This window comes from Salicola sp. Rm-C-2C1-2 (assembly GCF_040196175.1).
Classification (GTDB): Bacteria; Pseudomonadota; Gammaproteobacteria; order Pseudomonadales; family Oleiphilaceae; genus Halospina.
The window spans coordinates 91,033-111,825 of record NZ_JBEFNF010000004.1 but is presented as its reverse complement, the minus strand read 5'-3'; the positions used below and the strand labels follow the sequence as shown (position 1 = coordinate 111,825).

Here is a 20,793-nt window from a genome sequence, read left to right as displayed (position 1 = left end):
TGCCACAGAATGGCTTTATTCTGGCTAGACTTGAACTCTGAATCCGACCCGACCGGCTTCCGTCATGGATCCACATAATAACGATAACAAAAGCAAAACGGGCGCCACGCCACTGCTCATTGTCGACGACGACGGGGCAGTCTGCAGCAGTATCCAGCAACTGCTCACTCATCACGGCTACCAGCCGGAAACCGCTCTCAACGGCAACGACGCCTGCCGGAAACTGGGCAGAGGTCAGTATGAGCTTGTGCTGTTGGACCTCCGCTTGCCAGACATCAACGGACACGATGTGATGGCCTTTCTGGACCGCCATGGTATCGATGCCGCTGTAGTGGTCATCAGCGGCGACACATCCTTTGACGCGATCAGTCGGGCTCTGCGGCGCGGCGCTTACGACTACCTTCGCAAGCCGTACGATGCGGAAGAACTGACAGCGACCGTTGAGAGCGTGCTCGAAACGCGCCAGCTCGAACAGTGCCACGAGGAGGCGCAGACCCGCCTGCGCCAGTCGGAACAGCTCCACCGCTGCATTGTGAACAGTTCCCCCGATATTGTGTTCATGCTCGACCGCAACGGGCACTTCCGGTTTCTCAACAGCAAGGTGGAATCCCTGCTCGGGTACCGACCCGAGGATCTCGAAGGCCGCCACATCCGCCATCTCATTGACGACCAGGATGTGGGGCGGGTGGACTGGGCCTTCCGGGACCCGACCATCAGCGCAGACAACCCGAGAACCATTGAGGTCCGGCTCAAGTCACGGGGGAGCGCGCATGGCAACCGCCACTTCGAGGTCAGCGCCTTCCCCATGGCTGACGAGGCCTCCGACGCCAGTGAGGCAGTACACCAGATTTACGGAACGGCCCGTGATATCACCGAGCGCAAGGAAGCCGAGGCTTTCATCAACTTCCAGGCGTACCACGACCTGCTCACACGTCTTCCGAACCGGGCGCTGTTCAAGGACCGCCTGGGACTGAGCATTTCCCAGGCCGAGCGTAATAACCAGAAACTGGCAGTGATGTTCATCGACCTGGACCGTTTCAAGGTGGTCAATGACAGCCTCGGCCACGCCATGGGTGACCGCCTGCTGCAGGCGGTCACACAACGGCTGGAGGGATGTCTGCGCCAGGGCGATACTCTGTCACGCTTCGGGGGTGACGAGTTCACCCTGTTGCTGCCCGAAATCGGGCACACTGATGACGCCCGAACCATTGCCCGCAAGCTGATGGAAGCACTTCGGAGTCCGTTCAAGCTTGGTGAACACGAAGTCTATGTGGGTGTCAGTATCGGTATCGCCCTGTACCCCGATTCCGGGCACAAGCTCGAGGAGCTGATCCAGCAGGCGGATGTGGCCATGTACCACGTCAAGGGCCGGGGCAAGGATGGCTATCAGTTCTACACCGACTCCATGAACGTGAACACCACCCACCGTCTGGGTATGGAGCGCGACCTTCGCCGCGCTCTCCAGGCAGGGGAACTGCGGGTGTTCTATCAGCCCCAGATCTGTCTGCGAACCGGGCTCTGCCGGGGCCTTGAGGCTCTGGTTCGGTGGCAGCACCCTACCCGCGGGCTGCTGCAACCGGGCGAATTCCTGCCGCTGGCTGAGGAAACCCGACTGATTGGCGATCTCAGTGAGTGGGTACTGGCCACGGCCTGCCGTGAAATGGGGCCATGGCTCAGCCAGACGGACGAGGCACTCCGGCTTTCGATTAACTTCTCCCCCATGCAGGTGGAACACCCGCGCTTCGTCGATCTTTTGCTGCAGAAGCTGGAACACTACGACCTGCCGCCCGAGCGCCTGGAGATCGAGATCACCGAGAACATGATCATCAGCGACCTGGAACAGATCAGCCTGAAGCTGGATCAGTTGTCGAGCTATGGTATCCGGATCGCCATTGATGATTTCGGGACCGGCTACTCATCCCTCAATTACCTCCATCGCCTGCCCATCCATACCCTCAAGGTGGATCAGAGCTTCGTGCGCAGCATCCGCCACGGCGAGGAGGGCGCCTGCATCGTCAACGCCATAACTGCCATGGCGAGAGGGCTCCAGCTGGATATCGTCGCGGAAGGCGTGGAAAACCACGAGCAACTTGCTTACCTACGCGAGCTCGGATGCGACAGCGTCCAGGGGCATTACTTCAGCAAGGCCCAACCGAGGGATCAGCTGGCGCTATGGGAAGCAGACCCTGAGCCGCGGTTCTACAGCGTTATCTGATCTCAGGCTATTGCCTCTCAATCAGTAATTGATTGTCCTACGATCTTAATAAATTACTGATTAATGTTGCATTTTTTTGTTTTTTCGTTAACTCGTGCAACCAGAAACTGCGGCCTGTTCCACAGAGACTCCCTCCGGATATGTATAGCATGGGTCCTGAATCCGGTGGCCTTAACGGCTTCCGAAACCCGTTTCAGGAGTGGCAGTGCGGACCATGCAGGACAAATACAGAATCGTCGGCCCCGTTTATGATTTCCTGAGCAGCGTCTATAGCGGTAGAAGCATTCAGGACTGCAAGACAGCGATGCTCCACGCCGGGAATGTCAGCCCCGGAGATCGCGTCCTGATTGCCGGCGTCGGCCATGGCCGGGACGCCCTGCGCGCAGCGGAACTCGGTGCCGATGTCACGGTCGTGGATGTCTCGGAAACCATGCTCAGCAAGTTCCGGGATCTACTCGCCGATGAGGCGCCCCATCTGGAAGTCCACACTGTCCACGACGACATCATGAAGGTCATCGAGTACGAACATTACGACATGGTAGTGGCCAACTTTTTCCTGAATGTCTTTGACCGGCCAAGGATGCTTGAAGTTCTCCGCCACCTGGTCAGCCTGGGCAAACCGCGAGCGCAGCTGGTGGTAGGGGATTTTATCTACCCCAGCGGCAATCCCCTGGCCCGCCTTTTCAAGAAGGGCTACTGGTACATCGCCGCCTGTTTTTTCTGGCTTTTCACAGACAATGCCTTCCACGGCATCTACAACTACCCGGCCTATCTCGAGAGCCTGGGCCTGGAAATCCGCGACAAAAAACGCTTCTCGCTGCTGAACATTCACTGCTACTGGTCAATTCTGGCCGAAAAGCGCGGCTGAGCAAGCCCCCAGAACAAGAAGGAGTCCAGCCATGACACAGCAGACCCTGGTCCTCGACGGCGTCCGGGACGTCCCGGAAGGCCCCATCAGCTTCTCCGAGCGAGTGGCACTGCTCAAACAGTACGGTTCCCATTCCCAGTCATTTTCCACGCTGCAGCCTGGGATGCACTACTTCGATGTGCCCGGCATCGGCTACATCGGCTATATGAAAAAGTGGGGGCTCAATTTCGTGCTCTCGGATCCGGTCTGCGCTCCGGAGCACCGGGAACTGATCCTCTCGCGCTTCGAGCGGCGCGTGTCAAACATCAGCTACATCCAGGTTTCCCGCCCTGTAATGGAGATCCTTTCCGAGCGTTTCGGCTACTACGGCACCCAGTTCGGCGCCGAGTCCCATGTAAACCTGAGCCAATGGTCGCTTAAGGGCAAGAAAAAACAGATCATCCGCACCGCACTGAACCAGGCCCGGGAGGCCGGCATCACGGTTCAGGAACGGTTCAGCGATGACCACACCCGAGAAATCTCGAACGCCTGGATCCGCACGCGCAAGTGCAAGAGCCAGGAGATCCGCTTCCTGATCCGACCCATGGACATGGAATACCGGGAAAACGAGCGTCACTTCTACGCCTACCAAAACGGCAAGGCAGTGGGCTTCATCTACTTCGACCCGATCTACGAGCGCAACGAGATCGTCAGCTACGTGCCCAATATCTCCCGCGCCAACGCCAATTTCCGGCAGGGCATTTTCTACACCATTATGGCGCACGCCATGGAAACCTTTCAGGAGGAGGGCGTTCCCCGACTTGATCTTGGCCTGATCCCCCTGCATCTATCGGCCGACACCGAGCCCCAGGAAAGCCGCATGCTCAAAAGCATCTGCCGAGGGCTCTATGAACGGGGCAACCGCTTTTACAACTTCAAGGGACTGGATTTCACCAAATCACGATTCCGCGGTGAGATGAAGAAAACCTACTGCTGCCACAAGCCAGCGCTGCCGATGCTTGAGTTCCTGGCGATGTTCAGACTGACCCGACTGATCTGAGGTGATAGCGCGCGGGCGGCAATATTATTGCCGCCCAGCCACCGCGCAATACCCGCAGGGGAGTCGGCGGTAAACAGGAAAGTGCTAACCCCCTGACCGGTACCAGCGCCTTCAGACGCCGCCTCTGCAAGAAGCTGGACTACCCGCCGGGCGATAGCATCACCTGAATCGACCCAGTAGCTGACACCGGGCATGGCCCGTGCCAGTGACTCCCGGATCAACGGAAAATGGGTGCACCCCAGCACCACAGTGTCCGGTTTTCCCAGTGCCAGCGGCTGCAGTATCGCGCTGACCCGCTCTTCATCGACCTGACTTTCCGCCACCCCCTCCTCGGCCAGGCACACCAGTTCCGAGCTGCCCAGCCGCAGAACCGTGCAGTCCGCAGCGTATTCATCAATCAGGGAAGCCAGATAGGGCCGATCAACGGTTGCCGGGGTAGCAAGCACTCCCAGACGCCGAGTACGGCTTAGCGCCGCCGCCGGCTTGATGGCCGGAACCACGCCAACAACCGGTATGCTCAAGCGCGTGCGAAGCGCAGGAAGCACCACGGTACTGGCGGTGTTACAGGCCACAACCACCAGGTCACAAGGCCACCGACCCAGGGCTTCCTCCACCAGCATCACGCAGCGCATCACCACTTCGTGTTCCAGAAGATCGCCATAGGGGAAACCGGCATTATCCCCGGCGTAAACCAGATCTGCCTGTGGCAGCCGGCGCCGGATCGAATCCGCAATACTGAGTCCACCAATACCACTGTCGAACAGCAGCACCCGGGGACAGGTCCGCCCCATCAGACGCTCCCCTTCTGGAATGCGCGTATCAACCGCCCTGCAATGGTCCAGTCCCCCGGCACCCTGGGGAGCGAATCCCGATGAAACCACTCCAGCGCCACAAGTTCATCCTCCGCCCGCCGGAGGTGCCCACCGGCAAAGCGGGCGCTGTAGCCAAGCATAAGCTGATGGGGAAAAGGCCAGCTTTCTGAATCCTGATAACGAACATCCGCGAGCTGAGCGCCCGTTTCCTCATACACCTCCCGCGTCACGGCGGCTTCCGCCGACTCACCCGGTTCGATAAAACCAGCAATCAGCGTCCACAGGTCCGGCGGGTGACGCGGACTCCGGCCAAGTAAAAGCCAGTCGCCTTCGTGGACCGCCACGATCACACAGGGTGAAACGCGGGGATAATGACGGCGGTCGCAGTGGGCGCAGTAAAGCGTGTACTCATGCTCGTACCACTGGGTCGGACCGCCACAACGACCACAGAAGGCATGGTCCTGAACCCACTGCAACCGTTGGCGCGCCGCGCCCAGGGCAGCACGTTCCGCTGGCGTGGCATGAGGGTAGACCGACCGCAGGCTCCGGCCCTCGGTGCCGCTGGCTCGTGCCACATACAGCCGATCCTGGCCCAGGCAGCCCACCGGGAGCAGCGTATCAGCAGTGGCGGGAACCGCCGCCGCATCGTGGAACAGCGCCCCATCTACAGCGGGATAAAGGTCCAGTCCGTCGTTGAAAACGGCGACAAGCTCGCGTGCCGGAGCGGCAACCGCCCAGGGATCTGCAATGAAATCGGTCAGGTTATCCATGTCAGGCACTATAATCAGAGCCTGCCATGCCGGCAAGCAACGGGACTTTGCCGCGTGCCGCGCGAGGCGTAAACTTGGCAAACATTCGATAACCCATCCGATGCGGAGTACGCATGGCGTTTCTGAAAGGCCCCGCAAATCTGATCCTGACGATCCTGCGCAGGCTGATATACCTGTGGGTACGCAGCCGTGTTCTGGGCTCCGACGAGGAACAGCTGGGCCTCGATCCGGATAAACCAGTCTGTTACGTCTTGCAGTACAGCTCGCTTTCAAGCCGTTTGGTGTTGGAAGAAGAACTCAGGCGCGCCAATCTGCGCCGGGCTGAAAATCCGCTGCCACTTGGTGACGGACTGAAGCATTCTTTTCTCTTCCTGTATAAGCGCCGGGGCGGTCTCCGACGGCTCCGCCATACCCCAGTGCCTACAGAGCGCTTCAAGGAACTGGTCATCCAGGGCTGCCGAACCGGCAAAGACGTGCAGATTGTTCCGGTTTCCCTGTTCTGGGGGCGGTCCCCGGATAAGGAAAGATCACTGCTCAAGATCATGCTCTCGGACAGCTGGTCCGTAACCGGCCCGCTGGAAAAATTCTTCACCATCCTTATCCATGGCCGCAATCTGTTTGTCCAGTTCAATCGGCCGCTGTCGCTCCAGGAAGCCATCAGCGAGGCGCGCAGTGAATCAGTGGCCCAGCGCAAACTGGCCCGCATTCTGCGGGTACACTTCCGACGGGTCCGACAGGCCGTCATCGGTCCCGACCTATCCCACCGGCGGACCCTGGTCAACGCACTGGTGCGCAGTCAGCCGGTGAAGGATGCCATCGGCGAGACGGCCAAACATGAAGGTATCCCCCAGGCCAGGGCCCGTGACCGCGCCCTCAAATACGCCCACGAGATTACCTCCAACTTTTCCATGGTGACCATCCGGTTCCTGGAGGTGATTCTGGGCCGACTCTGGAACCGACTCTACGACGGCATTCGAGTCAACAATATCGAAACAGCTCAGGAGGCAGCCCGGGATAACGCCGTGGTCTATGTGCCCTGCCACCGCTCACACATCGACTACCTGCTGCTGTCTTACGTGCTCTACAAGAATGGCCTGATGCCGCCACACATCGCTGCCGGGATCAACCTGAACATGCCGGTTGTGGGCCCACTTCTGCGCCGTGGCGGTGCCTTTTTCATGCGCCGCAGCTTCCGCGACAACCCGCTGTATTCAACAGTTTTTAACGAATACATGCACGTCATGTTCACCCGGGGGTTCTCCATGGAGTACTTTGTCGAGGGCGGCCGAAGCCGTACCGGGCGTACCCTGCAGCCGCGCTCGGGCATGCTATCGATGACAGTGCGCAGCTTCCTGCGGGATCCACGCAAGCCCATTGTTTTGGTCCCGGTCTATTTCGGGTATGAAAAGATCCTTGAAGGCCGCTCTTACCTGGGCGAACTTCAGGGCACCCAGAAGAAAAAAGAAGGACTGCTGGGTCTGATCGGATCGCTGCGCAACCTCCGGCGCTCTTTTGGCCAGGTGTCGGTGAACTTTGGCGCTCCCATTGAACTGGCGAGCGTACTGGACGAACAGCGGCCCCAGTGGCGCAACGAGGAATACGACCAAGGCTTCCGGCCCGAATGGCTGCCCGGAGTGGTTAACACCCTCGCCCGCCGCACGGTGACGCACATCAACGAAGCGGCCGCTCTGAACCCAGTCAATCTGTTGGCCACTGTGATGTTGGCGACCGACCGCCTTGCTATGGACGAACAGCTTCTGGCGCGCCTGATGGAAGACCTGTGCAACCTACTCCACAAGCAGCCCTACAGTGATCGCATGACCTTCCCGGAAGGCACCGGCGAGGACTGGATTGCTTACAACGAAAAAATGGGCCTGATCGCCCGCCGCCGCCAGACACTGGGCGACATCATTCTGCTGGAGGGCCGCCACGCCGTGCTGATGACGTACTACCGCAACAACGTCCAGCACCTGTTCGCTATCCCGGCGCTGCTGGCCAGTCTGTTCCAGAACAACAGCTCACTGGAGCGGGAACGGCTGGTATTCCTGGCACGAGCCATCTACCCGTACATCCAGTCTGAGCTCTTCCTGCACTGGTCAACAGATGAAATCGACTCGGTTCTGGATACCTGGATCGACCGCTTAGTGGAGGAGGGCCTTCTGATCAGTGAAGGCAGCCTTCTGCATCGTCCTGAACCTGGCTCGGCAGATGCAGTGCGCCTGGGTGTGCTCTCCAACGGCATGATCCAGACGTTGCAGCGCTATTATCTCAGCATTGCCATCCTGCGGCGCTTTGGACCCAACGCCCTGTTGCCGGAAGAGCTGGAGGAACAATCTACTCTGCTGGCCGAACGGGTAGCCGTGCTGTTTGGGCTGAGTGCGCCGGAATTTTTTGACAAAACCCTGTTCCGCAACTTTATCGCCAACCTGCGGACCAACGGTATCCTGACTACGGACGACGACGGCCGGCTGGTCTGGCGTTCAGGACTCGAAGAGGTAGCCGAGGAGGCCCGGCTGGTTCTCAGCTCGGAGCTGCGCCAATCCATCCTTCAGGTAACCAACGTCAGTGGCCCTGCGCCCGAGGCAAAGCCAGCACAATCCTAGGGCAAGGCTTGGCGGCTGTAGACATCGAAGCGGCTGCTGCGCCCCTCAATAGAAATGGACGGTGCAGGCCCCGGCAATGGCTCAGCCCGGCGCGGGCGCTTGACCACCACGCGGTGGCGCGCCGCAGCCAGCCCTGTTGTCAGCAAGGCAGCAGCGTCCTCATCGTCGCCGACCACAGCCCGGGCCAGTTGCATCTCCTTGCGCACGGCGGCGCTATTACGTTTTTCTGGGAACATGGGATCCAGGTAGACCACATCCACGGCTGCCGGATGCTTCTCAAGCCAAGAGGCAGCATCACCACGCTCCAGTTGCATACGCGCGAGGCGCGCTGACAGCGCCGGTTCTTCTGCAGCGCGCGTCATGCCGTCTGCAAGCAGCTCTGCCATTACCGGTGAGCGCTCGAACAGCATGAGTTCACAATCAAAACCGGCCAGAACCAGCGCGTCCTCACCCAGCCCGGCCGTAGCGTCCAGGATCCTGAGAGGCCGTGAAGTACGTGCCAGTCCGATGGCCTTGACCAGAAGCTCCGCCCCGCCCTGCCGCCGACGATGCCCGCTGCGGCCGTTCACCCAGTCCACCCGTACCGGGCCAGGAGCTTTTTTACCAGTCGCCTGCAGGCTGACGCCCTCATCGGACACCAGCAGTAAAACATCCGGCGTATCGCATCTGGCCGGCCGGTCCACAGGCACCGGAACGCATTCAATGCCCAGCCGTCTGGCCATCTGCATTGCTGCTGGAAGCCACTCTTGCCGGGTAGCGGCAGCCTGGAGCCCGGAATGCATCAGATGCGGACATCCACGCCGACCAGCTCCGCCTCCTCGCCTGCGGCTGCCCCGGCGTTGCCAATGCGATCATAGGCGCTAAGCGCCTCCTGGTTGCGAAGCGGCAGATCATCGGTATCCGGACTTCGACGGGGACGCACGACCTCGGGGTCACCCGCCGCTTCCGGGCGCCTGCGCTCCCGTCCGGGCGCTTCCTGCTGGGGGGCATTGCGGGGCTCATTAACCGGCTCTGCGCGTGGCGCTTCCCGCGCGGGGTTATCAGGCCGCCGTGCTGGATCCGGCGCAACCGGCAGAGGTGTATTTCCAGAGATACCACCGACCATAGGAATCACCGCCCGTCAGTATCGAGCACAGAATAACGGAAGAACAGTATAGCCATTGCTCACCCACCCTGCTCAGGCGCTGCCCTGCCAGGCAACATCATCCCTAAGATAGACCGGCTGGACCGCCTCGGCATCAACCCCCTCACCCTGCTCGAGCAGGACTTCACCAAGCCGGGCGATCGCAGCGGCCTCAGGGGCTACATCCGTCATGATTGCGCCCATGCGCGACAGCACGGTTTCCGGAATCGAGTCCCGCAGTAGCCAGCCATCACCCACCCCCAGATAATCATCCGTGCCTTCAGGCATAGTCAGATCCTTCGGCGATAACAGCGCCTCCGGAGACAGTGGCGCCACCACCGCGTCCGGCGTTACCCGATACAGCCCCCAGTAAAGTTCTCCCATTCGGGCATCCCTGGCCACGGCAACATCCGTTGGCGCATCAAGGTAGCTATGCACAGCATGGGCCATGGCCCTGAGCGAGGAGACGGCAACCACCGGAAGCCGAAGTCCGAAGGCCAGCCCCTGAACCAGACCAGCTGTCACCCGCAGCCCCGTGAACGATCCGGGGCCGGCACCAAACGCCAGTGCGTCCAGCTCGCCAAGTTGCAGTCCAGCCTGCTCCAGTAGCTCATTGATCATGGGCTCGAGCCGGCGGGTGTGGGAGCGGGGTTGATCGCTGTAAACAGAGCGAACGCTGCCCCCGTCCAGGAGAGCAACGGAGCCCCGGCCGGCACTGGTGTCGACAGCGAGCAGCCGGGTCACGGGAGGCCTCAGCCCTTCAGGGCGGAAAGGATTCGATCGCGGATGGCTTCGGTGGAACCGACACCCTCGATCCGGACGTAATGGGGGGCGTTACCCGGGTTCTTGGACTCCAGGTCCTGGTAGAACCTGACCAGCGGCTCGGTCTCGTCGCGGTAGACCTGCAGCCGTTTACGCACTGTCTCTTCCTTGTCGTCATCACGCTGGATCAGTGCTTCACCCGTCTCGTCGTCCTTACCCTCTTCCTTGGGAGGCATATGTTTCACATGATAGACGCGACCGCTCGGCTCGTGGATACGACGCCCGGAAAGGCGCTCGACAATCTCTTCATCGTCCACCGAGACCTCAACAACGTAGTCAATCTTAACCCCCTGTTCCTGGAGTGATTCCGCCTGGGGAATGGTCCGCGGCACCCCGTCCAGCAGGTAGCCATTCTTGCAGTCGTCCTCAGCGATGCGCTCTTTGAGCATGCCGATGATCAGGTCATCGGATACCAGCTGGCCCGCAGCCATCACTTCTTCCGCTTTCTTTCCCAGCTCGGTTCCAGCCTTGACCTGAGCACGGAGCATGTCGCCCGTGGAGATCTGAGGAATACCGAAAGCTTCGGTGAGGTACGCAGCCTGGGTTCCTTTTCCGGCTCCCGGCGGGCCGAGCAGAATGATACGCATACTGATTGCTCCCATTGGCTTACAGCCCCTGGACAGGGGCAGACTCTTGTTAAAATCGAGGTGTCATTATACGTGGCAGACCCTATGTGGCAAATCAGGCCGCAAGCCCCCGGGCCAGATCCTCGATCTCAGCACTAACCTCATCGATGGTTCCCAATAACTGCTCCAGATCCGGCTGGTTCAGCCCCAGTGCCCTGGCGGCGGCAACTGGATCAGCCCGGGTCTGCTCATCACCGATGCCACGCTCCTTCAGAAGTTCATTGGCAAGCTGAACGCAGTGTACATAGGGCTCATGCCGGCCCTGGTAGCCCGCTATCTCGTGCATCCCCGCAACCGTAACCACAGGCTCCGGCATTTCCCAAAGATGAAGCAGAAGCCCGCCGGCACTGGCATGGCCAACCCGCAACGGTGCCTGCTCATCCTGATCGCTCACCCCGAAGATCCTGGCCTCCAGTTCTGACAGCGCCACCTCCGGCTCCGCCTCCCGGGCCTCACGGAGCTGACGATAGTCCTCGGGGAACAGGTGTCCGATCAGCAACAGACCGAGATTGTGCAGGAGGCCACTCAAATAGGCCAGCTCCGGATCCAGGCGGTCCCGAGCCGCTCCCCGGGGCAGCCTGCGGGCTATAGCCAGTGACAGACGGGCACAATGCAGAGAGTGGTGCCAGAACGCCTCCAACCCCAAGGGGCCGGAACGCGGCAGCTCGAAACTGCGCGAGGCGGCGATGCCCACGGCCAGATGGGTAACACGATCGAAACCCAGAACCCTTGTCACCGCTTCCTGAACACTGTGCAGCTCGCCGCGGTAGTTGAAGAGAGCAGAGCGGGCATACCGAAGCACCTGCGCGGCCAGGCTGGGATCCCGCTCAATCACGCCGGCAAGCTGTGCCGCCGTGGTCTCAGGCGCCGCTGTCATCTGCATTACCCGCAGCGCAATGGCAGGCATGGGTGGCAGCCGGTAAAGCTGTTGCACCCGCGCCGCCAGAGCGTCCATATCTGGCTGTTGCGTCATCCTTACTCCCCAGCCTCAGCCGGTATTGCGCATACCAGCCGCAATACCGGCCATGGTCACCTTCAAGGCCTTCTCAACGTTCTCCGGAACCCGCCCTTCGGCTTCCCGGTCGCGCTGCAGCAGCTCCGCCTGCAGGTAATGCAGCGGATCCGTATAGGTGTTGCGAACCCTCATTGAATGGGCAAACTCCGGTTGCTGCGTCAACAGTTCCTCCTGCCCCTTCAGGCGATTCACATTATGGACACAGCCGCGCAGACGTTCACGCAGCATTTCTCCCAGCCCTCGTAGATCCGACGCCACCAGCTTGTGCTCATAATAGCTGACAATCCGAAGGTCCGCCTTGGCCAGCACCATCTCCAGCATATCGATGTGGGTACTGAAGAAAGGCCAGTCCCGGATCATCTCATTGAGGAGGGGCTCATTACCCTGCTCCAACGCCCTGTCAAGAGCCGCATCACTACCCAGCCAAGCAGGCAACATCAACCGCATCTGGGTCCAGGCGAAAATCCAGGGAATGGCCCTGAGGCTCTCGACGCCACCCGAGGGCTTGCGCCTTGCGGGGCGGCTGCCCAGAGCAAGCTTGCCCAGTTCCTGCTCCGGTGTGGCCTGCCGGAAGTAGGTAACAAACTGGTCTGTCTCACGCACCAGACCACGATAGGAACGAACCGCCTCGTCACTCAGCGTGTGCATCATCTCGCGCCACTCGGGCCTGGGTTCCGGCGCGGGTGCCACTGTCGCCTCCAGAACCGCGCTAATGTAGAGATTGAAGCTGCGTCGGGCCACCCGTGGCAGGCCGAACTTGAAGCGGATCATCTCCCCTTGCTCGGTAACCCTAAGGCTGCCATTCACTGACCCGGGTGGTTGCGAAAGTATGGCCCGGTTCGCCGGACCACCACCACGACCAACGGTGCCCCCTCGACCGTGGAAAAGCGTCAGGTGCACGCCGTAATCCGCGGCTACCCGCGTCAGCGCTTCCTGTGCCTGATACTGGGCCCAGGCCGCCATCATCTGGCCGGCATCCTTGGCGGAGTCCGAATAGCCGATCATCACCTCCTGCTGGCCTCCGGTGTATTCGCGATACCAGTCCAGTTCCAGTAGTGCCCGGAGGGCCTCGGGTGCGTGATCCAGGTCCGCCAGTGTCTCGAACAGCGGCACAATTCGCATGGGGTGTTGCATGCCGGCTTCGCGCAGCAGAAGAATCACAGCCAGCACGTCCGAGGGTTGGGCAGCCATGGAGATCACATAGGACCCCAGGGCTTCCGCCGGATGTTCCGCAATCACCCGGCAGGTATCCAGCACCTCCCGTGTTTCCGCCGAAGGCGCCCAGTTGCGCGGCACCAGCGGGCGGCGGCTTTCCAGCTCCCGGATCAGAAACTGCTGACGCTCAGCCTCATCCCATTGCTGGTAATCACCGAGACCAAGCCAATCCACAATCTCGCCAATGGCGGACGCGTGGCGGGAGGCTTCCTGGCGCACGTCCAACCGGACCAGCGCCAGCCCAAAGCAGTGAGCACGCCGTAATGTATCCAGCAACGGTCCCCGGGCGACCGACTCCATGCCACACATCACCAGCGAGTCAAAGCACAGCTGAAGCGGCTCGATCAGTTCAGCAGAATCCAGCATCACCTCGGGCGGGGCTTCGGTGCTGCCCCGCACCGCCTCTTCAGCCCAGTCCCGTGTGGCCAGGAGTCGGTTGCGTAGCTCAGAAAGCAGTGCCCGGTAAGGCTCACGGTGCCCTCCTACCCGTTCCTGTAGTTCGGGGGAGGCTTGCCACATTGAAAGTTCAGCCCGCAGATCCTGAAGATCACGCAGGAACAGATCCGCTGCCATCCAGCGACTCAGCAGCAGCACTTCCCGGGTAACCGATGCGGTCACATTGGGATTACCATCCCGATCACCGCCCATCCATGACGCCACACGAATGGGACTGGACTCAATGGGTAGCCCTTCTCCGGTCTGCTCCACCAGCGCGCCATCCAATTCACGCAGAAACTCCGGCAACGCCTGCCAGAGGCTGTTCTCCACTACCGCAAACCCCCAACGGGCCTCATCCACAGCTGTCGGCCGTTCATGACGGATCTCATCAGTATTCCAGGCCTGGGTGATGAGCTGGCGTAGGCGCCCGACTTCCAGCTCACGCTCTTCCGGCAGCAGATCATCGGTGTCCAGGCGCTGAAGGCAGGCGGACATCTCGTCATACTTCATGATGAGGGTGCGCCGGGCCACCTCCGTGGGATGGGCCGTCAGCACGAACTCCATGCGCATGTCCCGCACGCATTCGTGCAGCCTGTCAGGTGCGACACCCTGTGCCGCCAGGCGCGCCAGAGTCCCCCGAACCGATTCATCAGGCTCCTGTTCCCGGGGCTCGCGATGACGCCGGATGCCATGGTACTGCTCGGCCAGGTTGGCCAGATTGAGGAACTGGTTGAACGCCCGGGTGACAGGGACCAGCTGGTCGTCGGTCAGGCTCGCCAGCAATTCCGCCAGGCGCTGCCCTGAGCCGCTTTCCTGCATGCGATCGTCCTTGGCCGCCTGCCGCACGGCTTCCACCCGCTCGTACCACTCAGGGCCGGGTTTCTCACGGATACAGTCACCAAGAATTTCACCAAGAAGACGGATGTTTTCCCTGAGGGCGGGATGCAATTCGGTCATTGATTCGGGTCCCATTCGCTGCGGGCAATGCCGGTGGCTCCATGCTAGGATTAAACCAGCGGAAAGCCATTAGTATGACCCAACATTACCGGAGCAACGCAATACCATGAAAATCGCGGATCTGCCAAAACAGTGGGAAACCGGGGAACGCACAGCCAATACCGGCAAGCAGGAATACGAGGTGAACGTCACGCTGGAAGACGCCGCGCGGCTACGTGCGCTGGCGGAACTCTATCCTGATTACTCGGAAGAGGAGCTGCTGCGGGATCTTCTCAACGCCGCCCTTTCGGATCTTCCAGAGTCAGGGCGACGGAAGTAGTCAGCAGGGCGGTGCCCTCACACCACGCGTGAGGCGCTGCCCTTGAGCTGCTGCATGTACTTGCGGGAAAGATGGAGGAATCGCGGCGTCATACCTGCGTCCTCATAGACCTCGAAGCCGTCCTCATCACGAGCGACCACGCGGTTTCCTTCCCGATAGGGAAAGCAAACCTCAAGATCGGTCAGAGCGGCATTAATAAGATCGCGCAGCAGGGCTTCGCGCGACTTCAGCGGGTACTGCTTTGCCAACGCCTCAAGCCGCTGTTCGCCTTCAGCCGGGAGTTGCACTGTCACCTTTTCATCGGCCAGCCGGCCGCGTGCATGCTGTTCCCAGTGATTGACGAGTTGTCCAAGCCGCATGATGCCTCCTGTTGATGCCACCTTTTCGCAACAGTTTAGTCCATTGCGGCGCAGGGACAGAGAAGAATGCGGTAATGGATTGTACGTATGCTGACCAGACCGTTACTTCAGGTTTCCGCGTCAGAGGCCTTTTTCGCCTTTTGCCAGGCGGCTTCCAGAGCTTGGATGTCGCGCCCCTCAAGCCCTTCTCCCTCACTGCACAGCTGCTGCTCCATACAGCGGAAGCGACGTTCAAACTTGAGATTGGCACGGCGTAGTGCCTGCTCGGCATCCACTCCCAGGAAGCGGCTTAGGTTCACCGCCACGAACAAAAGATCGCCCAGCTCGTCTTCCACATCATCCCGCTCTTCCGGGCTGGCGCGCTCCTCCCAAGCCGCCTTCAGCTCGCCAGCTTCCTCCTGGAGCTTACTGAAAACCTTCGCGGTTTCCGGCCAGTCAAACCCCACCTTTGATGCGCGTTTCTGCAGTTTCGCCGCCCTCTGGAAAGCGGGAAGCCCGGGCGTCACATCGTCCAGAACACTAGACGGCGTTTCCGGTTCCCCCTGATCCCGTTTTTCCGCGTCCTTGATGCGATCCCAGCTCACACGCACATCCGCTTCGGTCATACCGTCGGCGTCCCCGGGCTGGCTATCCAGTGTGCCGTCCGGGAAGATGTGCGGATGACGGCGGATCATCTTGCGGGTCACACCATCGACCAGGTCGCTGAAGCTGAAACGTCCTTCTTCCCGCGCCAGCTGGGCGTAGAACACCACCTGGAACAACAAATCCCCGAGTTCATCCGGAAGGTGGTCAAAGTCGCCGCGCTCAATGGCGTCCGCCACCTCATAGGTTTCCTCGATGGTATGAGGAACGATACTGCGAAAGTCCTGCTCCAGATCCCAGGGGCAGCCCTGTTCCGGATCCCGGAGGCGCGCCATCAGTGTCAGCAGATCATCCATCGAATAGGGTGCATTCATTGGCTTACTCCGATCAGGCTTCACGATGCCGGTGCACATCCATGACGTTCGGCAGCTGGCGAATGGAGGCCAGCAGACGCGACAGCTGATCGATGTCACCAATCTCCACCGTCAGTGTCATGCTGGCCATGTGACTGTCGCTGTGGGACTCGGTCTGCATGGACAGCACGTTAAGCCTGCGATTGGCCAGTACCGAGGTGATATCACTCAGTAGCCCCGCTCGGTCATAGGCCTCGATATCAATGGTCACAGAGTAGCGCGCCTCAGGTTCCGGTCCCCAGTCCACCTCGATGATGCGGTTGGCTTCCTGCTCACGCAGCTGCAACAGGTTCATGCAGTCATCGCGGTGCACGGATACACCCCGACCAACCGTAATGTAACCAACAATGGGATCGCCAGGAACGGGACTGCAACACTGGGCAATGCTGGTCTTGAGGTTGCCAACGCCCTGAATGTGGATATCCGGGTCTTTCTTGCCCTGTTCGCTGCGCCCGCGCGCAAACCGCAGGTCGAGCTGCCGCTCGCTCGGCTCAAGCACCCGCTGAGCGGTCTTGACAACCTGAGCAGGCTTGAGATCACCCGCCCCGATAGCCGCGTACATGTCATTGGCCGAACTGTGGTTGACCTTACGCGCCAGCGCGTTCAGATCCAGATCCCGCAGCGACAGGCGCCCCAATTCATCCTCCAGAACCGCCTTGCCGTCGGCAATATTCTGTTCCCGGTCCTGCATCTTGAACCAGCGGGTCACCTTGGCGCGGGCCCGCGAGGTCTGGATATACCCCAGACCAGGGTTGAGCCAGTCCCGGCTCGGCGCGGCTTCGTTGCCGCGCAGTATGGTCACCTGCTCACCGGTGTGCAGAGTATAAGTCAGAGGTACGATACGCCCATTGACCTTGGCGCCACGGCAGGCATGGCCCACTTCAGTGTGCACCTTGTAGGCGAAATCCAGAGGCGTGGCGCCACGGGGTATATCCACCACGTGGCCCTCGGGGGTAAACACATAGATACGGTCGCTGCCCACGTCGCTGCGCAGCTGCGCCACCAGGCTCTCGGTGTCGCCCAGCTCCTCCTGCCAGTCAATGACCTGGCGCAGCCAGTTGATCTTGGCCTCATAGGCGGCTTCGGCGCCGCCGTTGTCGGTGCCCTTGTAGCGCCAGTGCGCGCATACGCCCAGTTCAGCATCCTCGTGCATGTCATGGGTGCGGATCTGGACCTCCATGGTCTTACCTTCGGGCCCGACCACCGCGGTGTGCAGGGATTGGTAGCCGTTCTCCTTGGGGTTGGCAATGTAATCATCAAACTCATGGGGGATATGGCGCCAGATCCCGTGCACCACGCCAATGGCCGCGTAGCAGTCACGAACTTGCGGTACCAGTACCCGCAGCGCCCGAATGTCGTAGACTTCCGAGAAGTCGATGCCCTTGCGCCGCATCTTTCGCCATATGCTGTAGATATGCTTGGCACGCCCGGCCACTTCAGCCTCAATACCCGCTTCCCCCAGAGACTCCTTAAGGGTCTGCGCCACGCGCCGGACGTGAGCATCACGATCAACCCGCTTTTCATCCAGCAGCTTGGCGATCTTCTTGTAGGCGGATTCATGCAGATAACGGAAGGACAGATCCTCCAGCTCCCACTTGATATGGCCGATGCCAAGCCGGTGCGCCAAAGGCGCGTAGATGTCGAAAACCTCGCGGGCCACTCGCAGGCGTTTTTCCGGCGGCGCATCCTTGACCGCGCGGATCGCGCAGGTCCGTTCAGCCAGCTTTATCAGGGCCACGCGCACATCGTCCACCATCGTCACCAGCATGCGGCGGATGTTGTCGTGTTGCCCCTGGGCCTGGCCCAGGACATTCCCTTTAAGCGGGCGGTGAAGCGTGGAAATGGCGGCCATCTGGAGCACGCCATCGATCAGTTGGGCGATGACGTCACCAAACTCGGAGCGCACCGCCTCCAGAGTCATGCGCTCCTCACGCACGGCCCGATATAACACCGCAGCCACCAGCGTTTCCTGGTCAAGGCGCAATTCCGTCAGGATCTGGGCCATTTCAAGACCGGTGAGGAAACTGCTGGCCCCCGGCGCCCAGAGCCGGTCCTCGCGCACCGCTTTGCGGTCAATGGCAAGACTGCGTCGGCAGGCCTTGATCAGGGCCTCACGATCCTCTAACGGATGCTGGGCATGGATATAATCCACCCAGGCGCGGATGTCCACACCGCCATCCGCCGTACTGGCGTGGTTCTCGCGGACCTTGACCATCAGTGTGACTCCCGCTCGAACAGCGCCATGGATTCCACATGAGCGGTGTGCGGGAACATGTCCATAACCCCGGCCCGCACCAGCCGATAGCCATTGGCTACGAGGATACCGGCATCCCGGGCCAGAGTCGCTGGATTGCAGGACACATAGACAATGCGCTCAACACCAGCGCTGGAAAGATGGCGAACCACATCTTCCGCTCCGGACCGCGGCGGATCAATCACAACGCGATCAAAACCTTCCGCTGCCCAGGATTCAGCAGTGAAATCCTGTTGCAGATCCGTTGCCCGGAAGATCACGTTATCCAGGCCGTTGCGTTCGGCGTTCTCGCGCCCGCGCTGGACCAGCGCCTCCTCGCCCTCAACTCCGACCACTTCACCAGCCTGCCGTGCCAGTGGCAGCGAGAAATTGCCCAGACCGCAGAACAGGTCCAGCACCCGATGATGAGGCTTCGGCGCCAGCCATGCCAGAGCCTGGCTGATCATACGCTGATTGATGTCGGCATTGACCTGGGTGAAATCCATGGGGTGAAACGCCAGGGTCAGATTCCAATCGGACAAGCGATAAAACAGGCGATCCGGCCCATTACCTGGTGCTGGCCAAAGCCGGTGTACCGTGTCTGGGCCCTTGGGCTGGAGGTAGATCTGGAGGCCGTGAGTGCGGCCAAATTCGTCCAGAGTGGCCTCATCTTCCGGGGTCAGCGGATCCAGGTGGCGCAGCACCAGCGCCGCGTCATCATCACCACAGGCCACCTCGATCTGGGCCAAACGGTTATAGACGGACAGGCCGGCGATCAGTGTCTTCAGCGCCTCGATGCGCTGGCCAACGCGCGGATCTAGAACCGCGCAGTCATTGATGGCGGTAATAAAGCTGCTGCCCTTCTCACGAAAGCCGACCAGCACCTCATCACGTTTGGTGACATAGCGCACACCCAGGCGCGCCTTCCGCCGGTATCCCAGGGTCTCACCCGCCAGAGGAGCAGCCCATTGTTCCGGCTCAATTCCGCCAAAGTGGGTAAACTGCTCGGCAAGCGTTGCCGCCTTGAGGCGGATCTGTGCTTCCGGGTCCAGATGCTGCAGGCTGCACCCCCCGCAAAGGCCCGCATGAGGGCAAGGCGGCGTAACCCTATCGGGCGCTGGATTGGCTTCCACCTCCAGAGCCCTAAGGGCATCAAAGCGCCGGCGCCGATCCAGAAATCGTGCCTGAACCTGCTCACCTGGCAGGGCACCATCCACGAAGGCGGCCTTGCCCTCGATCCGGGCCACACCGCGCCCGTCATGGCTGAGGCTTTCAATCTCGATACTGATCGGTTCTGCGGGGATGCGCGGACCTCGGCGGCGTCGGCTCATGCTGGGTACTCTGTTGGAGGTGGAATGGCTGCTGGGCCTGCTGACTTACTGGCTGGAGAACACACCGGTGGAAAGGTAGCGGTCGCCCCGGTCACAGATAATGGCCACGATAGTGGCATTTTCAACCTCTTCAGACAGGCGGAGGGCTCCAGCCACGCAGCCACCAGAGGAAACACCACAGAAAATTCCCTCCTTCGCGGCCAACGCGCGCATAGTGTCTTCCGCTTCCTGCTGACCCATTTCCATGGTCCGGTCCACGGCACTGGCATTGAAAATGCCGGGCAGATACTCAGGCGGCCAGCGGCGGATGCCGGGGATAGCCGCACCCTCGCCGGGCTGCAGCCCGATCAGTTCAGTATCAGGACTCTGCTCCCGAAAGTACCGGGAGCAGCCCATAATGGTACCGGTGGTTCCCATCGAGCAGATAAAGTGCGTGACAGCCCCGCCCGTATCCCGCCAGATCTCGGGCGCCGTTCCCTTGTAATGCGACAGTGGATTATCCGGGTTGGCGAACTGGTCCAGAATGAGGCCTTCGTTATTGGCCGCCATGTTCTGCGCCAGATCCCGTGCCCCCTCCATGCCGGCCTCACGCGAGACGCTGATGATCTCAGCACCATAGGCGCGCATGGAGGCACGACGTTCCTCGCTGGCGTTCTCCGGCATGATCAGAATCATGCGGTAGCCCTTGATGGCTGCTGCCATGGCCAGCGCGATCCCGGTGTTACCGCTGGTCGCCTCAATCAGGGTATCCCCGGGCTGGATATCACCGCGCTTCTCGGCCTCGCTGACCATACTAAGCGCTGGCCTGTCCTTGACGGACCCCGCCGGATTGTTGCCTTCCAGCTTTACCAGGATGGTATTGCTGGTGTTACCCGGTAACCGCTGTAGGCGCACCAGTGGCGTGTTGCCCACATAATTCTCAATGGTCGCATAGGCCATGGCAGAAAAGACTCCTAAACCCTGTGACACCGGCAACGCGTGCCAGTACACGCATGTGTTAGATTAGCGCCCATGATACGCCGATCCGGGGCCGTGCCCAACCACTCCGGGACC

Annotated in this window: 18 protein-coding genes; 5 read left to right on the top strand and 13 right to left on the bottom strand. The window is 60.8% G+C overall.

Translation table 11 applies throughout. From position 1 onward, the window contains the following. The first annotated feature begins 64 nt into the window (after nucleotides 1-64). The 3 genes from AAF659_RS09025 (at nucleotide 65) to AAF659_RS09015 (ending at nucleotide 4,122) form a co-directional block, all read left to right on the top strand. Entirely contained in the window at nucleotides 65-2,215 is a 2,151-nt protein-coding gene (locus tag AAF659_RS09025) for an EAL domain-containing response regulator (protein WP_349751414.1), read from the top strand. 214 nt (nucleotides 2,216-2,429) lie between these two features. Beyond that, nucleotides 2,430-3,083: a class I SAM-dependent methyltransferase gene (locus AAF659_RS09020; RefSeq protein ID WP_349751413.1), complete on the top strand. Its 654-nt coding sequence runs from the start codon at nucleotides 2,430-2,432 to the stop codon at nucleotides 3,081-3,083. A gap of 31 nt (nucleotides 3,084-3,114) precedes the next feature. Beyond that, entirely contained in the window at nucleotides 3,115-4,122 is a 1,008-nt protein-coding gene (locus AAF659_RS09015) for a DUF2156 domain-containing protein (protein WP_349751412.1), read from the top strand. On the opposite strand, the gene murI is transcribed toward AAF659_RS09015, so the two are convergent. Continuing rightward, the gene (murI, locus tag AAF659_RS09010) at nucleotides 4,050-4,913 is read right to left on the bottom strand and encodes a glutamate racemase (RefSeq protein ID WP_349751411.1); all 864 of its coding nucleotides are present in this window, start codon (nucleotides 4,911-4,913) and stop codon (nucleotides 4,050-4,052) included. The two genes, AAF659_RS09015 and murI, sit on opposite strands and share 73 nt — an antisense overlap. Then, nucleotides 4,913-5,704 (bottom strand): NAD(+) diphosphatase, encoded by a 792-nt coding sequence (gene nudC / locus AAF659_RS09005; RefSeq protein WP_349751410.1) that lies wholly within the window; start codon nucleotides 5,702-5,704, stop codon nucleotides 4,913-4,915. Before nudC ends, murI begins: the two co-directional genes overlap by 1 nt. Nucleotides 5,705-5,817: 113 nt before the next feature. Between nudC and plsB the strand changes: the two genes are divergently transcribed. Further along, nucleotides 5,818-8,307 (top strand): glycerol-3-phosphate 1-O-acyltransferase PlsB, encoded by a 2,490-nt coding sequence (plsB, locus tag AAF659_RS09000; protein WP_349751409.1) that lies wholly within the window; start codon nucleotides 5,818-5,820, stop codon nucleotides 8,305-8,307. Here plsB and AAF659_RS08995 read toward each other — a convergent pair. From AAF659_RS08995 to ppc, 6 genes are all read right to left on the bottom strand, one after another. Then, the gene (locus tag AAF659_RS08995) at nucleotides 8,304-9,089 is read right to left on the bottom strand and encodes a class I SAM-dependent methyltransferase (protein WP_349751408.1); all 786 of its coding nucleotides are present in this window, start codon (nucleotides 9,087-9,089) and stop codon (nucleotides 8,304-8,306) included. The two genes, plsB and AAF659_RS08995, sit on opposite strands and share 4 nt — an antisense overlap. Continuing rightward, nucleotides 9,089-9,412 (bottom strand): hypothetical protein, encoded by a 324-nt coding sequence (locus AAF659_RS08990; protein ID WP_349751407.1) that lies wholly within the window; start codon nucleotides 9,410-9,412, stop codon nucleotides 9,089-9,091. Before AAF659_RS08990 ends, AAF659_RS08995 begins: the two co-directional genes overlap by 1 nt. A gap of 72 nt (nucleotides 9,413-9,484) precedes the next feature. Next, nucleotides 9,485-10,174, bottom strand: coding sequence for a tRNA (adenosine(37)-N6)-threonylcarbamoyltransferase complex dimerization subunit type 1 TsaB (tsaB, locus tag AAF659_RS08985; RefSeq protein WP_349751406.1), 690 nt, complete (start codon nucleotides 10,172-10,174; stop codon nucleotides 9,485-9,487). A gap of 8 nt (nucleotides 10,175-10,182) precedes the next feature. Next, a complete protein-coding gene (gene adk, locus AAF659_RS08980) occupies nucleotides 10,183-10,839 on the bottom strand; it encodes an adenylate kinase (RefSeq protein ID WP_349751405.1) in 657 nt (218 codons plus the stop codon). A gap of 94 nt (nucleotides 10,840-10,933) precedes the next feature. Further along, nucleotides 10,934-11,851: an HDOD domain-containing protein gene (locus AAF659_RS08975; protein WP_349751404.1), complete on the bottom strand. Its 918-nt coding sequence runs from the start codon at nucleotides 11,849-11,851 to the stop codon at nucleotides 10,934-10,936. 15 nt (nucleotides 11,852-11,866) lie between these two features. Further along, the gene (gene ppc, locus AAF659_RS08970) at nucleotides 11,867-14,503 is read right to left on the bottom strand and encodes a phosphoenolpyruvate carboxylase (RefSeq protein WP_349751403.1); all 2,637 of its coding nucleotides are present in this window, start codon (nucleotides 14,501-14,503) and stop codon (nucleotides 11,867-11,869) included. Nucleotides 14,504-14,609: 106 nt separating this feature from the next. On the opposite strand from ppc, the gene AAF659_RS08965 reads away from it, so the two are divergent. Further along, nucleotides 14,610-14,822 carry a hypothetical protein gene (locus AAF659_RS08965; protein WP_349751402.1) on the top strand — a complete coding sequence of 71 codons (213 nt, stop codon included), beginning with the start codon at nucleotides 14,610-14,612 and terminating at the stop codon, nucleotides 14,820-14,822. 17 nt (nucleotides 14,823-14,839) lie between these two features. On the opposite strand, the gene AAF659_RS08960 is transcribed toward AAF659_RS08965, so the two are convergent. The 5 genes from AAF659_RS08960 to cysM form a co-directional block, all read right to left on the bottom strand. After that, the gene (locus AAF659_RS08960) at nucleotides 14,840-15,181 is read right to left on the bottom strand and encodes a YlcI/YnfO family protein (RefSeq protein WP_349751401.1); all 342 of its coding nucleotides are present in this window, start codon (nucleotides 15,179-15,181) and stop codon (nucleotides 14,840-14,842) included. Nucleotides 15,182-15,288: 107 nt separating this feature from the next. Next, a complete protein-coding gene (gene mazG, locus AAF659_RS08955; RefSeq protein ID WP_349751400.1) occupies nucleotides 15,289-16,137 on the bottom strand; it encodes a nucleoside triphosphate pyrophosphohydrolase in 849 nt (282 codons plus the stop codon). 13 nt (nucleotides 16,138-16,150) lie between these two features. Next, on the bottom strand, nucleotides 16,151-18,391 hold the full coding sequence (gene relA / locus AAF659_RS08950) for a GTP diphosphokinase (RefSeq protein WP_349751399.1): 2,241 nt from the start codon (nucleotides 18,389-18,391) through the stop codon (nucleotides 16,151-16,153). Next, entirely contained in the window at nucleotides 18,391-19,740 is a 1,350-nt protein-coding gene (gene rlmD / locus AAF659_RS08945; RefSeq protein WP_349751398.1) for a 23S rRNA (uracil(1939)-C(5))-methyltransferase RlmD, read from the bottom strand. Before rlmD ends, relA begins: the two co-directional genes overlap by 1 nt. 45 nt (nucleotides 19,741-19,785) lie before the next feature. After that, nucleotides 19,786-20,679: a cysteine synthase CysM gene (gene cysM, locus AAF659_RS08940; protein WP_349751396.1), complete on the bottom strand. Its 894-nt coding sequence runs from the start codon at nucleotides 20,677-20,679 to the stop codon at nucleotides 19,786-19,788. Between the last annotated feature and the right edge of the window lie 114 nt (nucleotides 20,680-20,793).

Excerpts from the sequence above, each read along its gene's own strand:
- AAF659_RS09025 (WP_349751414.1), top strand. The coding sequence starts at position 65 with ATGGATCCACATAATAACGATAACAAAAGCAAAACGGGCGCCACGCCA.
- AAF659_RS09020 (WP_349751413.1), top strand. The coding sequence starts at position 2,430 with ATGCAGGACAAATACAGAATCGTCGGCCCCGTTTATGATTTCCTGAGC.
- AAF659_RS09015 (WP_349751412.1), top strand. The coding sequence starts at position 3,115 with ATGACACAGCAGACCCTGGTCCTCGACGGCGTCCGGGACGTCCCGGAA.
- murI (WP_349751411.1), bottom strand. The coding sequence starts at position 4,913 with ATGGGGCGGACCTGTCCCCGGGTGCTGCTGTTCGACAGTGGTATTGGT.
- nudC (WP_349751410.1), bottom strand. The coding sequence starts at position 5,704 with ATGGATAACCTGACCGATTTCATTGCAGATCCCTGGGCGGTTGCCGCT.
- plsB (WP_349751409.1), top strand. The coding sequence starts at position 5,818 with ATGGCGTTTCTGAAAGGCCCCGCAAATCTGATCCTGACGATCCTGCGC.
- AAF659_RS08995 (WP_349751408.1), bottom strand. The coding sequence starts at position 9,089 with ATGCATTCCGGGCTCCAGGCTGCCGCTACCCGGCAAGAGTGGCTTCCA.
- AAF659_RS08990 (WP_349751407.1), bottom strand. The coding sequence starts at position 9,412 with ATGGTCGGTGGTATCTCTGGAAATACACCTCTGCCGGTTGCGCCGGAT.
- adk (WP_349751405.1), bottom strand. The coding sequence starts at position 10,839 with ATGCGTATCATTCTGCTCGGCCCGCCGGGAGCCGGAAAAGGAACCCAG.
- AAF659_RS08975 (WP_349751404.1), bottom strand. The coding sequence starts at position 11,851 with ATGACGCAACAGCCAGATATGGACGCTCTGGCGGCGCGGGTGCAACAG.
- ppc (WP_349751403.1), bottom strand. The coding sequence starts at position 14,503 with ATGACCGAATTGCATCCCGCCCTCAGGGAAAACATCCGTCTTCTTGGT.
- AAF659_RS08965 (WP_349751402.1), top strand. The coding sequence starts at position 14,610 with ATGAAAATCGCGGATCTGCCAAAACAGTGGGAAACCGGGGAACGCACA.
- AAF659_RS08960 (WP_349751401.1), bottom strand. The coding sequence starts at position 15,181 with ATGCGGCTTGGACAACTCGTCAATCACTGGGAACAGCATGCACGCGGC.
- mazG (WP_349751400.1), bottom strand. The coding sequence starts at position 16,137 with ATGAATGCACCCTATTCGATGGATGATCTGCTGACACTGATGGCGCGC.
- relA (WP_349751399.1), bottom strand. The coding sequence starts at position 18,391 with ATGGTCAAGGTCCGCGAGAACCACGCCAGTACGGCGGATGGCGGTGTG.
- rlmD (WP_349751398.1), bottom strand. The coding sequence starts at position 19,740 with ATGAGCCGACGCCGCCGAGGTCCGCGCATCCCCGCAGAACCGATCAGT.
- cysM (WP_349751396.1), bottom strand. The coding sequence starts at position 20,679 with ATGGCCTATGCGACCATTGAGAATTATGTGGGCAACACGCCACTGGTG.